The following is a 14,228-nucleotide window of genomic DNA, read 5'->3' as shown; positions in this document are numbered from 1 at the left end:
CCTCAGGCGACCGAGCCGATCCGCCCACCCGACTTCCGCGTTCCATCATGGTGGATGGGCGTGTGCGCCCCGGTGAGCGAAACCCCACTCCCACCCCGCCGGGAGGCAACGATCTCCGCCGCGATGGACAGCGCCGTCTCCTCCGGCGTACGCGCCCCGAGGTCGAGCCCGATGGGCGACCGGAGCCGGGCCAACTCCAGCTCGGTGACACCGACTTCACGCAGCCGGCGGTTGCGGTCCTGGTGAGTGCGGCGCGACCCCATCGCGCCCACATAGGCCACCGGAAGCCGCAGCGCGCACTGCAACAGCGGCACGTCGAACTTGGCGTCGTGCGTGAGGACGCACAGCACGGTGCGGCCGTCGACCTCGGTGCGCTCCAGGTACTCGTGCGGCCACTCGACGACGATCTCGTCGGCGTCGGGGAAGCGGGCGGGCGTGGCGAAGACGGGCCGCGCGTCGCACACGGTGACGTGGTAGCCGAGGAACTTGCCGACGCGGACGAGAGCCGAGGCGAAGTCGATGGCCCCGAAGACGATCATCCGGGGCGGCGGCACGGAGGACTCGACGAGGACGGTCAGGGGCTGCCCGCAGCGGGAGCCGTCCGCGCCGATCCCGACGGTGCCGGTGCGCCCCGCGTCCAGCAGCGCGCGGGCCTCGCCCGCCACGGTCCGGTCCAGCTCGGGATGTCCGCCGAGGCCGCCTTCGTACGCGGCGGCGACGCCCGGCGTGACCTCGTCCGGGGGCCCGTCCCCGTGCGCGACCCCCGCGAGCCCGGCCCCGCCGTCCGCACGGACGAGCAGCACCCGCCCCATCAGCTCGGCGGGCCCCTCCGTGATCCGGGCGACCGCTGCCGCCTCGCCCCGGGCCGCGGCGGCGAGGGCGGCGGCGTACACCGGCCGCGCGGGCGAGTCGGCGCGGACCGGTGTGACCAGGATGTCGATGACTCCGCCGCAGGTCAGGCCCACGGCGAAGGCGTCGTCGTCGCTGTAGCCGAAGCGCTCGACGACGGTGTCGTCGTCGTCGAGCGCCTGCCGGCACAGCTCGTACACCGCTCCCTCCACACAGCCCCCGGAGACGGACCCGATCGCCGTGCCGTCGCTGTCGACGGCGAGGGCGGCGCCGGGCTGCCGGGGCGCGCTCCCGCCGACGGCCACGACGGTGGCGACGGCGAAGTCACGTCCCTGCTCGACCCACCGGTTCAGCTCTTCGGCGATGTCCAGCATGTCGGTCTCCTCAAGGGCTCCGCGGAGCCTCCCCGAGAGGCTCCCCATGGGCGTGTGCGGGGCGGGCGGTGCCTCAGTGGACGCCCATCCAGCTTTCGATGGGGCTGAGGGCGAAGTACACGATGAAGATCAGGGTCAGGCCCCACATGAAGGCCCCGATCTCCCGTGCCTTGCCCTGAGCGATCTTGATGGCGACCCAGGAGATGACACCCGCCGCGACACCGGTGGTGATGGTGTACGTGAAGGGCATCAGGACCACGGTCAGGAACACCGGGATAGCGGTGGCGCGGTCGGCCCAGTCGACGTGCCGTGCGTTCATCATCATCATCGCTCCGATGACGACGAGCGCGGCGGACGCGACCTCCTGCGGGACGATCGCGGTGACGGGCGTGAAGAACAGGCAGGCCGCGAAGAACAGGCCGGTGACGACGGAGGCGAGGCCCGTACGGGCGCCCTCGCCGACGCCGGTCGCGGACTCGACGAAGACGGTCTGGCCGGAGCCGCCCGCCACGCCGCCGATCGCGCCGCCCGCGCCGTCGATGAACAGGGCCTTGGACAGGCCCGGCATGCGGCCCTTGTCGTCGGCCAGGTTGGCCTCCGTGCCGACGCCGATGATCGTCGCCATCGCGTCGAAGAAGCCCGCGAGCACCAGGGTGAAGACGATCATGCCGACCGTCATCGCGCCGACCTCGCCCCAGCCGCCGAACTCGACGTCCCCGAAGAGCGAGAAGTCGGGCGTGGAGACCGCGCTGCCGTGCAGCTCGGGGGCGCCGTTGGCCCACTGCTTGGGGTTGATGACGTCCATCGCGTTCAGGGCGACCGCGACGACCGTGCCGGTGACGATGCCGATCAGGATGGCGCCGGGGGTGTCGCGGGCCTGCAACATGAAGATCAGGAGCAGGGTTCCGGCGAAGAGCAGGACGGGCCAGCCCTGGAGCTCACCGGCCGGGCCGAGGGTCAGCGGGGTCGCCTTGCCCTGGTGGACGAAGCCGCCCTTGACCAGGCCGATGATGGCGATGAACAGGCCGATGCCCATGGTGATGCCGTGCTTGAGCGCGAGCGGTATCGCGTTCATGATCATCTCGCGCAGCCCGGTGACGACCAGGAGCATGATCACCACGCCGTACATCACACACATGCCCATGGCCTGCGGCCAGGTCATCTCGGGCGCGACCTGCGAGGCGATGACGCCGGACACGGAGAGCCCGGCGGCCAGGGCCAGCGGCACCTTGCCGACGAAGCCCATGAGCAGGGTGGTGACGGCCGCGGCGAAGGCCGTCGCGGTGATGAGGGCCTTCTGCCCCATCGTGTCGCCCGCCGCGTCCTTGCCGGACAGGATCAGCGGGTTGAGCAGGACGATGTACGCCATCGCCATGAAGGTGGTGATGCCGCCGCGCACCTCACGCGCGACCGTCGATCCTCTGAGGGATATGTGAAAGTACCGGTCGAGCCAAGACCGTCCGGCGGGGACGCGTGAGCCGGAGCCCGCGTCCTCGGCGGTGGTCTTCGGCTCCACTGACTGCTGGGTCATGGTTGCCTACTCCCAAGGTTCACAGGGGCACCCGCCAAGCTGCGGGATTTGGGATGGTGCGTTGGCTGCACGACCCGGGGGACGGCCCGAGACGAACTTGAGGAGAGGGGGGTCCGGGGGACGAGAGTCCCCCGGACCCCCTTTTTTTCAGCGTTTTCCGCTGACTGTTCCGCTGACCCCGGAGGGCTTACGTACCGGTGAGGTGTTCTGGACGTACCGGCGTCTTGTTGAGCTCCAGACCCGTGGCCGCGCGGATCGCCGCGAGGACCGCCGGGGTCGAGGAGAGGGTGGGGGCCTCGCCGATGCCGCGTACGCCGTAGGGCGCGTGCGGGTCGGCGAGCTCCAGGTAGTCGACCGGGATGGTCGGGGTGTCGAGGATGGTCGGGAGCAGGTAGTCCGTGAAGGAGGGGTTCTTCACCTTCGCGGTCTTCGGGTCGACGATGATCTCCTCCATCACCGCGACGCCCAGGCCCTGCGTGGTGCCGCCCTGGATCTGGCCGATGACGGAGAGCGGGTTGACCGCCTTGCCGACGTCCTGGGCGCAGGCCAGCTCGATGACCTTCACGAGGCCGAGTTCGGTGTCGACCTCGACGACCGCGCGGTGCGCGGCGAAGGCGTACTGGACATGGCCGTTGCCCTGGCCGGTCCGCAGATCGAAGGCCTCGGTGGGGCGGTGCCTGAACTCCTCCTCCACCTCCACGGCCTCGTCCTCCAGGACGTCCACGAGGCTGGCGAGGGCCTCGCCGCCGTCGGTGACGACCTTGCCGCCCTCCAGGAGGAGTTCGGCGCTCGCCCAGGCCGGGTGGTACGAGCCGAACTTGCGCCGGCCGATCTCCAGGACCTTCTCGCGGACGATCTCGCAGGAGTTCTTGATGGCGCCGCCGGTCATGTACGTCTGCCGGCCCGCGGAGGTCGAGCCGGCCGAGCCCACCTGGGTGTCGGCGGGGGCGATGGTGACCTGCTGGACGCCGAGTTCGGTGCGGGCGATCTGCGCGTGGATGGTGACGCCGCCCTGGCCGACCTCGGCCGCGGCGGTGTGGACGGTGGCCACGGCCTCGCCGTTGATGACCTCGATGCGGATCTTCGCGGTCGAGTAGTCGTCGAAGCCCTCGGAGAAGCCGACGTTCTTGATGCCGACCGCGTAGCCGACGCCGCGGACGACGCCCTCGCCGTGCGTGGTGTTGGACAGACCGCCGGGCAGCGCGCGGACGTCGGCGCCTTCGCTGGACTCCCACTGGCGCTCCGGCGGCATGGGGCGGGCCTTGACCCGGCGCAGGAGTTCGGCGACGGGAGCGGGCGAGTCGACCGGCTGGCCGGTCGGCATGATGGTGCCCTGCTCCATCGCGTTCTTCTGCCGGAACTCCACCGGGTCCATGCCCAGCTTCGCGGCCAGCTTGTCCATCTGGGCCTCGTAGGCGAAGCACGCCTGGACCGCGCCGAAGCCGCGCATGGCGCCGCAGGGCGGGTTGTTGGTGTAGAGGCCGATCGCCTCGATCTCCACGTCGTCGATGACGTACGGACCGACCGAGAGGGACGAGGCGTTGCCGACGACCGAGGGGGTCGAGGACATGTAGGCGCCGCCGTCCAGGACGATCTTGCACTTCATGTGCGTGATCTTGCCGTCCTTGGTGGCGCCGTGCTCGTAAGTGAGCTTCGCCGGGTGCCGGTGGACGTGGCCGAAGAAGGACTCGTACCGGTTGTAGACCATCTTCACCGGCTTGCCCGTGCGCAGCGCGAGCACGGAGGCGAGGATCTGCATGGAGATGTCCTCGCGGCCGCCGAACGCGCCGCCGACCCCGGCCATCGTCATGCGGACCTTCTCCTCGGGCAGGCCGAGGCAGGGGGCGATCTGCTTGAGGTCCGAGTGCAGCCACTGGGTCGCCACGTACAGGTCGACGCCACCGTCCTCGGCGGGCACCGCGAGACCGGACTCCGGGCCGAGGAAGGCCTGGTCCTGCATGCCGAAGGTGTACTCGCCCTTGACGATGACGTCGGCCCTCTTGGCGGCCTCGGCGGCGTCGCCGCGGATGATCGGCTGGCGGTGCACGATGTTCGGGTGCGGGGAGTGTCCGGCGTGGTGGTCGCCGCGGTTCTCGTGGACCAGGACCGCGTCGGGAGCGGTCGCGGACGCCTCGTCCGTGATGACCGGCAGCTCGCGGTACTCGATCTTGATCTTCGCGGCGGCGCGGCGCGCGGTCTCCGGGTGGTCCGCGGCCACGAGGGCGACCGGCTCGCCGTGGTGGCGGACCTTGCCGTAGGCGAGGACGGGGGTGTCCTGGTACTCCATGCCGTAGTTCTTCGCCGCCGGCAGGTCGTCGGCCGTCAGGACGGCGTAGACGCCGGAGAGGGCCAGGGCCTCGGAGGTGTCGATGGACACGATCTCGGCGTGCGCGACCGTGGAGCGCAGGGCCTGGCCCCAGAGCATCTCCTCGTGCCACATGTCCGAGGAGTAGGCGAACTCGCCGGTGACCTTGAGGGTGCCGTCGGGGCGCAGCATCGACTCGCCGACGCCGCCCTTCGTCTGGGAGCCCTGGGTGACGTTGGCGGGAATTCCCGTGGTGGTGCCAGCCATGATCAGACCGCCTCTCCCTGACGGGCCGCGGCCAGGCGGACCGCGTCGAGGATCTTCTCGTAACCGGTGCAGCGGCAGAGGTTGCCGGAGAGCGCCTCGCGGATGTCCGCGTCGGACGGCTGGCCGTTGCGCTCCAGGAGTTCGTCGGCCGCGACCAGCAGACCGGGGGTGCAGAAACCGCACTGGACGGCGCCCGCGTCGATGAACGCCTGCTGGATCGGGGAGAGGGCTGCGCCCGGGGAGATCGCGCCCTCGCCGGTCTGCGAGTCCTGGCCCTTGGCGCGCCACTGCTGGGCGTCCTGGAGCGAGGTGCCGCAGGCGCCGGTGGCGCAGCCGCCGCCCGGGTGGGCGTTCTCGCGGTGCTTGGCGTAGTCGGCGAGGCCCTCGACGGTGGTGACCTCGCGGCCCTCCACCTGCCCGGCCGCGACCAGGCACGAACACACCGGCACGCCGTCGAGGCGGACCGTGCAGGAACCGCACTCGCCCTGCTCGCAGGCGTTCTTGGAGCCCGGCAGGCCCATGCGCTCGCGCAGCACGTACAGCAGGGACTCGCCCTCCCACACGTCGTCGGCTTCCTGTTGACGGCCGTTGACCGTGAAGTTCACGCGCATCATGCGACTCCCTCAGTGCTGCGGCCGTTGCCGCGGTACGACTCCCAGGTCCAGCCGAGCGTGCGGCGGGCCATGATCCCGACGGCGTGACGGCGGTAGTTCGCCGTGCCGCGCACGTCGTCGATCGGGTTGGCGGCGCCGGAGGCCAGCTCCGCGAACTGCTTGGCGACCGACGGGGTGATGATCTTCCTGCTGTCCCAGAAGCCGCCCTCTTCGAGCGCCGCGTTCAGGAACTCCTCGGCCGCCTTCGCCCGGATGGGCGTCGGGGCGGCGGAGCCGATGCCGGTCCGCACGGTGCGCGTCTCGGGGTGCAGCGCGATGCCGAAGGCGCACACGGCGATGACCATGGCGTTGCGCGTACCCACCTTGGAGTACTGCTGCGGTCCGTCGGCCTTCTTGATGCGCACGGCCCGGATCAGCTCGTCCGGCGCGAGGGCGTTGCGCTTCACGCCGGTGTAGAACTCGTCGATCGGGATCAGGCGGGAGCCGCGTACGGACTCCGCCTCGACCTCGCAGTCGGCGGCGAGCAGCGCCGGGTGGGCGTCCCCGGCCGGGGACGCGGTGCCGAGGTTGCCGCCGACGCCGCCGCGGTTGCGGATCTGCGGCGAGGCGACCGTGTGCGAGGCGAGCGCGAGGCCGGGCAGCTCCGCGCGCAGGTTCTCCATGATGTCCGTGTACGGGACCGAGGCGCCGAGCCGGACGGTGTCCGCACCGACCTCCCACTCCCGCAGCTCACCGATGCGGTTGAGGTCCAGCAGGTACTCCGGACGACGGTGGTCGAAGTTGATCTCGACCATGACATCGGTGCCACCCGCAATCGGCACAGCGGTGGGGTGCTCGGCCTTCGCGGCGAGCGCCTCCTCCCAGCTGGCGGGGCGAAGGAAGTCCATGAGTGGCTCTCTCTTCGTGATCGTGCCTGGCGGCCGGATCCCGCTGGGGTTCCGACCGGGGCTTACTAGGCTGACGAGCCGGGGCGATCGTTCCGGCCAACGTTCTGGCCGAGGCGGTCCTTCGCCTCTCGACTACTCGTTCATGTGCTGTTAACGCGGAGTGGGGCAAGTACACCGCCCGGTCCTCCGATGGGGTCAGTCACCGAAACCATGAAGGAGTTGGCTGGCCAAGGCGCGAGTCTTGTAGATTCGTATGAAGAACGGTCCCCGGTAACCTCGCGGATTCCCTCTAGAAACCGCGGCGCCTTCGGGACTCCGCGGCCCCGAGGTTCGTCCGGGACCTCGGCCACACGTGAAATCGAGACAGATCGGCGGCGACGACACCATGCGGCTGCGCGCACTCCTTGACACCGACGCGCTGGGCCTCAGGCTGCTCGGCGGCGAGGACGAGCTGGACCGCACCGTGCGTGGCGTGATGACCACGGACCTGCGCGACCCCAGCCGCTATCTGGCGGGCGGCGAGCTGGTGCTCACCGGTCTCGCCTGGCGCAGGGACGCCTCGGACACCGAGCCTTTCGTACGTATTCTCGCGGCCGCCGGGGTCGCCGCGCTGGCCGCGGGCGAGGCGGAGCTCGGCGCCGTCCCCGACGACCTTGTAGAGGCGTGCGCCCGCCACCGCCTGCCGCTGTTCGCGGTCAACGAGTCGGTGGCGTTCGCGACGATCACCGAGCACGTCGTACGCCAGGTGTCCGGCGAGCGCGCCGGGGACCTGGCGGCCGTGGTGGACCGCCACCGCCGCCTGATGACCTCGGGCCCGGCGGGCGGCGGCCCCGACGTGGTCCTCGACCTGCTCGGCACCGACCTGGACCTGCGGGCCTGGGTGCTCTCCCCCGCCGGACGGCCCATCGCCGGGGCGGGCACGGCGGGCCCCGCCCTGCCCGCGGCGGTCTGCGCGCGGCTCGCCGGGGAGCACCTCGCCGCCGCCCGGACGGGGCGCCGGGGCCCGCACCGGGTGACGATCGAGGGGGGCGGCGCGGAGCGCCTCGACGAGGGGCGGCGGTCGGGTGGCGGGCCGGGAGTGACGTACTCCCTGTTCCCCATTCGGTCCAGCGGCCGGGGCGCGGTCGGCGCGTCGCGGGACGTGCGCGAGACGGTCCTCTCGGACTGGCTGCTCGCCGTCGAGGCGGACGCGGGCGACTGGCCCGAGGAGCGGCTCGACCTGCTCCAGGGCGTCACCCAGCTGATCGCCGTCGAGCGGGACCGCAGGGACGCGGCGCGCACGGTCCGCCGCCGCCTCGCCCAGGAGGTCCTGGAACTGGTCCAGACGGGCGCGGCGCCCGCCGAGATCGCGGCGCGCCTGCGGGTCGCGGCGCCGGTGCTGCTCCCCGGGCTCGGGTCGGCGCCGCACTGGCAGGTCGTGGTGGCGCGGGTCGAGTGGAACGCCACCAACGCCGCCGACGGCACCGACGGCGCGGGGATCGAGGGCGGCCCGGTGGCCCAGTCGCTCCTCGAGGAGATCCTGGTCGACCCGGCGGCGGCCGGGCCCGACCCGTCCGACCGGATCGCGGTGGCCCACACCGGCGACGAGGCCATCGCGCTCGTGCCGCTGCCCGCGCTGGCCGCCGAGGCCGACGGCGCCGAGCCGGGGCTGCTCGCGGACACGCTGCTCACGGCCGTGCGGGAGCCGCTCTCCGCGGGCCTCGCGGACGACGGCCGGCTCACGATCGGCGTCAGCGCGTCCGTGCACTCGGCGGAGGGGCTGCGGGGCGCCCTGGAGGAGGCCCGGCACGCCCGCAGGGTCGCCGCGGCACGGCCGGGACGGGTGTGCGCTGCGGGCCACCAGGAGCTGGCCTCGCACGTGCTGCTGCTGCCCTTCGTGCCCGACGACGTGCGCCGCGCGTTCACCGCGCGCCTGCTGGACCCGCTGCGCGAGTACGACCGCAGGCACCGCGCCGAACTCATCCCGACGCTTGAGGCGTTCCTCGACTGCGACGGCTCCTGGACGCGCTGTGCGACCCGGCTGCACCTGCACGTCAACACACTGCGCTACCGGGTCGGGCGTATCGAGCAGTTGACGGGCCGTGACCTTTCCCGACTTGAGGACAAGCTGGACTTCTTCCTGGCCCTGCGCATGAGTTGAGGCCTCCGGGCCGGTTCTCAGGGGCCGCGGGCGCCTCCCCGGCCCCGCGGCCCCCGCCTGTCCCTCAGCTCTCGTTCCCCCTCGTTTGTGAAATCTTTCACCCATCCCCTTGGCCGAGCGCGCCGATCCGTGCTGAGATTCGCCCACGACTCAACAGCTCAATGGCGCGCTAGGGGAGGGCAACGTGGCGCATACCGCCATGTCTGGTACCGGAACGAACGCTTCGAACGATCCACTCCAGACCGCGGTATGGCGGCTGCGCTCGCGCGGCTGCTGGACCGACGCGGCGGCGCTGCTCGCCACCCGTGAGGGCGCGGACGTCGCCGTCCAGAGAACCTCGCTCCTCATCGAGCGCTGCCTGTTCACCGGCGACGGCTGGGACGAGGCCGAGGACAGCCTGCGGACGGCGGAGGCGGTCGCCGACGATGACGACGCCCGCGGCGCCGCGGCCTGCGAGCGCGGCCAACTCGCGTACGCAGCCACGGTGTTGGGCGTACGGGACCGGGCCGACGAGGCTCGCACAGCGCTCGGCAGGGCCGCCGCGCTGCTCGCTCCCGGCTCCTCCGGGCGCCCCCTCCTCGACTTCCGCCGCGGCCTGATCGCCGAGCACATCGCGGACTCCCCGCAGGCCGCCCGCGCCGCCTACCGCCGCGCCCACGCCGGCGCCACCGCCCACGACGACCCGCTGCTGCTCTCCTTCACCTGGCGCCATCTGGCCGGACTCGCCCTGCGCGAGGGCGAGTTGGCCGACGCCCGGCACGGCTTCTCGGAGTCCCTGCGCATCCGCGAGGAACTCGGCTTCCTGGTCGGCACCGCCCCGGCCCTCGCCGCCCTCGCGGACGCGGAGCCCGAACCGGAGGCGTCCCGGCTGCGCGCCGAGGCGACCCGCCTGTTCCGCCTCCTGGGCGGGGTGCCTTCGTGGCTGGCGGCACAGCTGACGCCTCCGGCACCGGCGGCTTGAGACAGCGGTGACTTGAGACAGCGGCGGCGCGGCGGCCGGGGCGGGCGTCGCCGACCGCTCGGGCGTACCCGTCCGGTGCGCCGCCGCCGGCTCAGACGTCGCCGCCCGTGAAGTGCTCGCGCACCAGGGACTGGACCACCGGGAGATCGCGGGCGACCAGGGCGTCCAGAAGGGCGATGTGTTCGGCCGCGTCGGCCACGAGGTCGGCGCGGCGGCCCGCGACCGGGCCCGTCACCAGGGGCCACTGGGAGCGGCGGTGCAGGTCGTCGGCGACCTGGACGAGCTGCTGGTTGCCGGAGAGGGCGAGCAGGGCGCCGTGGAAGGCCCGGTCCGCCTCGGCGTAGCGGGCGAGGTCGGCGCAGGCCGCGGCGGCCACGGTCGCCTCGGCCAGGGGGCGCAGCCGTGCCCACGCCTCCGCGGGCACGCTGCGGGCAAGGCGCAGCATCACCGGCACCTCGATCAGGGCCCGTACCTCCGCCAGCTCCCCCAGCTCACGCGCCCCGCGCCGGGTGACCCGGAAGCCGCGGTTGGGGACCACCTCCACCGCGCCTTCGAGCGCGAGCTGCTGCATCGCCTCGCGCACGGGCGTCGCCGAGACCCCGAAGCGCTCGCCGAGGGCCGGGGCGGAGTACACCTCGCCCGGCGCCAGCTCGCCGCCGACCAGCGCGGCACGCAGGGCGTCGAGCACCTGGCCGCGCACGGACGTGCGCCGCATGGGCTTGCGCGGGGGCGGCACCCCGAGATGGCGGGCGGGGCCCGGGGACAGGGGGTCCGGAGCGTCCGGGGCGCCCAGCGCACCTGAGGCACCTGGAGCACCCGAGCCGCCCTGGACGGCCGATATGCCCGAGATGGCGTCGCCCGACCCGTCGAGGGCGCCGTCTCCGTCCGGTCCGCCGTGCGCGCGCTCGCCCCGCGCCACCGCGTCCACCTGCCGCGCGTCGGGCTGTTCCGGCACGCGCCCGGCGGCGCGCATGGCGGTCACATCCGCCGTCCGCGCTCCCGCCCGCTCCACGCTTGCCTCCCGCACTTCCGCGCCCCGTCCGTCCGAAACGTACGAGAAGCACCATAGGCGGACACGACCGCAGTTGAAACCTCGATCATGTTGGGTAAGGTTAGGCTTACCTGTAATCGACCGTGATTCGGTGGTCCCCGCGCATGTCCGTTCCCACCCTGGAAAGCGGCGCTCGACGTACGGAGCGCGCTCAGAGCCCCGTCACCGCCGCCTACGCCCGCCTCACCGAGGTGTTCCCCGGGCTGCGCATCCAGGAGCTGGCCGAGGACGAACAGCCGCCGCGGGGCGGCGGCTGGGTGGGCGCGGCCGGACTCGCGGAGGCCGGGGCCGCGTTCGAGGAGTTCCTCGCCTGGGACGACGCGCAGGTCCTCAAGGACTACGGCCAGCAGGCCCGCCCGGACGTCGTCGCCAGCTTCGGCCTGCACCGCTACGCCTGGCCCGCCACCCTGCTGTTCACGGTGCCGTGGTTCCTCCAGCGCCGGGTGCCGAGCTACCCCGTCGGGAACGTCTTCTTCCAGCGTGCCCTCGGGAAGATCGCCGTGCGCCCGGGCGGCTTCGCCTGTCTGCCGGACGACCCGGCGGCCACGCTGCCCGGCGCCCGCGTCGTGGCGGACGAGGAGGCGCTGCGCGCCGAGCTGCGGGCGGCGGTGGCGGAGCACATGGGGCCGCTGCTCGACGGCTTCGGACCGCGCATGCGGCGCCGGGGCCGGGCGCTGTGGGCCGTCGCCACGGACGAGATCGTCGAGGGCCTCTGGTACGTGGCCCATCTCCTCGGCGAGGAGCAGCGCGCCACGACCGAGCTGGAGCAGTTGCTCCCGGGCGCCACGAAGCCGTACGTCGGCACGGCCGCGTTCCGCGAACTCACCGGGCCGAACGGGGAGAAGCTGCCCACCCGGGACCGCGCGAGCTGCTGCATGTTCTACACGCTGCGGCCCGCCGACACCTGCGTCACCTGCCCCCGTATGTGTGACGCGGACCGCGTCGCCCGGCTGACGGCCGACGCCGCGAGCTGACGCTCCGGCGGCCCCCGAACGCCGTCGCCGGGACCGCGCGAGCCCGCCCGTACGCAGCCCGCTCCCCGAACCACTCCTTCGCGCGCGTTTAATCGAACCCAGTTCCAGCGTCTCCCGCATGAGTTCGAGGTATTCGGCGCTCGGCACGGCCTTCACCACCCTCTTGGCGTCCTCTTGCCGGAAAACCGCCTTGGGCGCCGTGCGCGGTGGGCCACTATGGCGCCCGAACTCGCCCTACGCGACGCAAGGGACGCCAGATGAGACTGACCGACATATCGCTGGACTGGCTGCTGCCCGGCGGGATCCTGCTCCTGGGCATGGCAGTCGCGGTGGCGGTACTCGCGCGGGGCAGGAAGGCCCAGGCAAAGGTGACCACCAGCGACGACTCGTGGGAGCGCAACGAGGAGCGCCGCAGGCGCAAGGAAGCCGTCTACGGCACCGCCTCCTACGTCCTCCTGTTCTGCTGCGCGGCGGTCGCCGCCGCCCTCTCCTTCCACGGCCTGGTCGGCTTCGGCCGACAGAATCTGAACCTCACCGGCGGCTGGGAGTACCTGGTCCCCTTCGGCCTCGACGGCGCCGCCATGTTCTGCTCCGTCCTCGCGGTGCGCGAGGCGAGCCACGGTGACGCCGCGCTCGGCTCGCGGCTCCTGGTGTGGACGTTCGCGGGGGCCGCCGCCTGGTTCAACTGGGTGCACGCGCCGCGCGGCATCGGACACGCGGGTGCCCCGCAGTTCTTCGCCGGGATGTCCCTGTCCGCGGCCGTCCTCTTCGACCGGGCCCTGAAGCAGACCCGCCGGGCCGCGCTGCGCGAGCAGGGGCTCGTGCCGCGGCCGCTGCCGCAGATCCGCATCGTGCGGTGGCTGCGGGCGCCCCGGGAGACCTTCGGCGCGTGGTCGCTGATGCTGCTCGAAGGCGTACGCACCCTCGACGAGGCCGTCGAGGAGGTCCGCGAGGACCGGCGCGAGAAGGAGCAGGCGCGGACGCGGCGGCGGGACCAGGAGAAGCTGGAGCGGGCGCAGCTCAAGGCCATCAGCCGGGGGCATCGCGGGTACCACGGGCGCGGGGGTCGTCAGGTGGACGTCCAGGTCGGCTCCTCGGGTGGGTCCGCGCAGGTCGGCGCGGACCCTGCCATAGCGGCGCCACCGCCATCCCCGCCGCCCCAGGACGAGCTTCCCGTACGGCACCGGCCCTCCCTTCAGGCCGTGCCGAATGACCCGTCCGGCCCCATCACCGTCGATCTCACCGCCGAGGACGACACCCAGACGTTGCCCCGGCTCGACTCGCTGGAGCAGAAGCTGAAGGATCTCGAGCAGCAGTTCGGGTGACGGCTCGGCCGGGGGGCACCCCCGTATCGGCGCTCCGTGCCTCGTCCTCAATCTCCCCCAAGCTCTCAAGGAGCAGGGGGGACCCCCACGACGCGCTCTCTCCCACCCACCCGTCCGACCTTCCCCCCGGCGCAGCCCAAAAGCCCGGCATCCCCGGGCCCGAAACACCTCGCCCCACTGGGCACCTCTGAGCCCGCCCCGGCGAATTTCAGCCTGTCCGGCGTTCGAGGACGAGGCGCGGAGCGCCGATCCGGTGGGGGCCCCGCACGGGACCCCCACCCCCGGGGTCCAGGGGCGCGGCCCCGGTTTCGGGAAGGGGCGGGACTGGGGCGCCCCGCGAAGGTCAGCTCGGCCCCGCGTCCAGCTCGAACCACACCGCCTTGCCCACGCCGTGCACCCGCACCCCCCACGCGTCGGCGAGGGACTGGACGAGGAGGAGCCCACGCCCGTGGGTGTCCTCGGCGTCCTCGGGGACCTGGGGCCGGGGCCGCCGCCCCAAGAAGTCCCGGACCTCGACCCGCAGCCGCCGCGGCCCCACCGTGGCGGTGAGAATCGCGTCCCCGTCGGTATGCACGAGCGCGTTGGTGACCAGCTCACTGGCCAGCAACTCCGCCGTCTCGGCCCGCCCGGGCCGCCCCCAGTGCCGCAGCAGCTCCCGCAGCGCACCCCGCGCCTCGGGCACCGCCCGCAGATCGGCGTGCCCGAGCCTGCGCCGCAACTGCGTCCGCCCGACCCCGGGCCCAACCGGACCGGCGGATCCGACCGAACCCACGGAACCGGTAGCGGCTCCTCCTCTTAGGTGTCTCGTCATGACCCCCGCCCACCCGATGCCCACCATGACCAAGCCCCCCGACCGGTCTCCGACTCGAACACGCTCACGAGATGCTTTCCCGTCCCGCAAGGCCGCACTCATGTCCATTCGTCAATCAAAGAGACGGATGCGCCGAAGG

General features: G+C 72.7%; 11 protein-coding genes. 4 read left to right on the top strand and 7 right to left on the bottom strand.

Going from position 1 to position 14,228, the window contains the following annotated elements; translation table 11 throughout:
* Positions 1-2: 2 nt before the first annotated feature.
* From ACZ6BG_RS32855 to ACZ6BG_RS32835, 5 genes are all read right to left on the bottom strand, one after another.
* Positions 3-1,223, bottom strand: coding sequence for an XdhC family protein (locus tag ACZ6BG_RS32855; protein ID WP_469008098.1), 1,221 nt, complete (start codon positions 1,221-1,223; stop codon positions 3-5).
* A gap of 73 nt (positions 1,224-1,296) precedes the next feature.
* Positions 1,297-2,754, bottom strand: coding sequence for an NCS2 family permease (locus ACZ6BG_RS32850; RefSeq protein ID WP_469008095.1), 1,458 nt, complete (start codon positions 2,752-2,754; stop codon positions 1,297-1,299).
* A gap of 187 nt (positions 2,755-2,941) precedes the next feature.
* The gene (locus ACZ6BG_RS32845) at positions 2,942-5,326 is read right to left on the bottom strand and encodes a xanthine dehydrogenase family protein molybdopterin-binding subunit (RefSeq protein ID WP_469008091.1); all 2,385 of its coding nucleotides are present in this window, start codon (positions 5,324-5,326) and stop codon (positions 2,942-2,944) included.
* 2 nt (positions 5,327-5,328) lie between these two features.
* A complete protein-coding gene (locus tag ACZ6BG_RS32840; RefSeq protein ID WP_469008190.1) occupies positions 5,329-5,937 on the bottom strand; it encodes a (2Fe-2S)-binding protein in 609 nt (202 codons plus the stop codon).
* The gene (locus ACZ6BG_RS32835; protein ID WP_469008089.1) at positions 5,937-6,827 is read right to left on the bottom strand and encodes an FAD binding domain-containing protein; all 891 of its coding nucleotides are present in this window, start codon (positions 6,825-6,827) and stop codon (positions 5,937-5,939) included. Before ACZ6BG_RS32835 ends, ACZ6BG_RS32840 begins: the two co-directional genes overlap by 1 nt.
* Positions 6,828-7,212: 385 nt before the next feature.
* Between ACZ6BG_RS32835 and ACZ6BG_RS32830 the strand changes: the two genes are divergently transcribed.
* Together ACZ6BG_RS32830 and ACZ6BG_RS32825 are read left to right on the top strand one after the other, a co-directional pair.
* Positions 7,213-8,967: a PucR family transcriptional regulator gene (locus tag ACZ6BG_RS32830; protein WP_469008189.1), complete on the top strand. Its 1,755-nt coding sequence runs from the start codon at positions 7,213-7,215 to the stop codon at positions 8,965-8,967.
* A 184-nt stretch (positions 8,968-9,151) separates the two neighbouring features.
* Positions 9,152-9,928, top strand: a complete 777-nt coding sequence (locus tag ACZ6BG_RS32825) for a hypothetical protein (protein WP_468461509.1) — start codon at positions 9,152-9,154, stop codon at positions 9,926-9,928.
* Between the two features lie 91 nt (positions 9,929-10,019).
* Here ACZ6BG_RS32825 and ACZ6BG_RS32820 read toward each other — a convergent pair whose 3' ends face one another.
* Positions 10,020-10,940 (bottom strand): GntR family transcriptional regulator, encoded by a 921-nt coding sequence (locus ACZ6BG_RS32820; RefSeq protein ID WP_469008087.1) that lies wholly within the window; start codon positions 10,938-10,940, stop codon positions 10,020-10,022.
* Positions 10,941-11,083: 143 nt separating this feature from the next.
* Between ACZ6BG_RS32820 and ACZ6BG_RS32815 the strand changes: the two genes are divergently transcribed.
* Together ACZ6BG_RS32815 and ACZ6BG_RS32810 are read left to right on the top strand one after the other, a co-directional pair.
* Positions 11,084-11,953, top strand: a complete 870-nt coding sequence (locus ACZ6BG_RS32815; protein WP_469008085.1) for a (2Fe-2S)-binding protein — start codon at positions 11,084-11,086, stop codon at positions 11,951-11,953.
* Positions 11,954-12,210: 257 nt separating this feature from the next.
* Positions 12,211-13,278: a DUF2637 domain-containing protein gene (locus tag ACZ6BG_RS32810; protein WP_469008084.1), complete on the top strand. Its 1,068-nt coding sequence runs from the start codon at positions 12,211-12,213 to the stop codon at positions 13,276-13,278.
* Positions 13,279-13,621: 343 nt separating this feature from the next.
* Here ACZ6BG_RS32810 and ACZ6BG_RS32805 read toward each other — a convergent pair whose 3' ends face one another.
* Entirely contained in the window at positions 13,622-14,089 is a 468-nt protein-coding gene (locus tag ACZ6BG_RS32805; RefSeq protein WP_469008082.1) for an ATP-binding protein, read from the bottom strand.
* Between the last annotated feature and the right edge of the window lie 139 nt (positions 14,090-14,228).

It is taken from the genome of Streptomyces sp. NPDC041205 (assembly GCF_055591765.1).
This window is presented reverse-complemented; position numbering and strand designations above follow the sequence as displayed.

Coding starts and splice junctions, on each gene's coding strand:
- ACZ6BG_RS32830 (WP_469008189.1), top strand. CDS start 7,213: ATGCGGCTGCGCGCACTCCTTGACACCGACGCGCTGGGCCTCAGGCTG.
- ACZ6BG_RS32810 (WP_469008084.1), top strand. CDS start 12,211: ATGAGACTGACCGACATATCGCTGGACTGGCTGCTGCCCGGCGGGATC.
- ACZ6BG_RS32815 (WP_469008085.1), top strand. CDS start 11,084: ATGTCCGTTCCCACCCTGGAAAGCGGCGCTCGACGTACGGAGCGCGCT.
- ACZ6BG_RS32850 (WP_469008095.1), bottom strand. CDS start 2,754: ATGACCCAGCAGTCAGTGGAGCCGAAGACCACCGCCGAGGACGCGGGC.
- ACZ6BG_RS32855 (WP_469008098.1), bottom strand. CDS start 1,223: ATGCTGGACATCGCCGAAGAGCTGAACCGGTGGGTCGAGCAGGGACGT.
- ACZ6BG_RS32840 (WP_469008190.1), bottom strand. CDS start 5,937: ATGCGCGTGAACTTCACGGTCAACGGCCGTCAACAGGAAGCCGACGAC.
- ACZ6BG_RS32845 (WP_469008091.1), bottom strand. CDS start 5,326: ATGGCTGGCACCACCACGGGAATTCCCGCCAACGTCACCCAGGGCTCC.
- ACZ6BG_RS32835 (WP_469008089.1), bottom strand. CDS start 6,827: ATGGACTTCCTTCGCCCCGCCAGCTGGGAGGAGGCGCTCGCCGCGAAG.
- ACZ6BG_RS32805 (WP_469008082.1), bottom strand. CDS start 14,089: ATGACGAGACACCTAAGAGGAGGAGCCGCTACCGGTTCCGTGGGTTCG.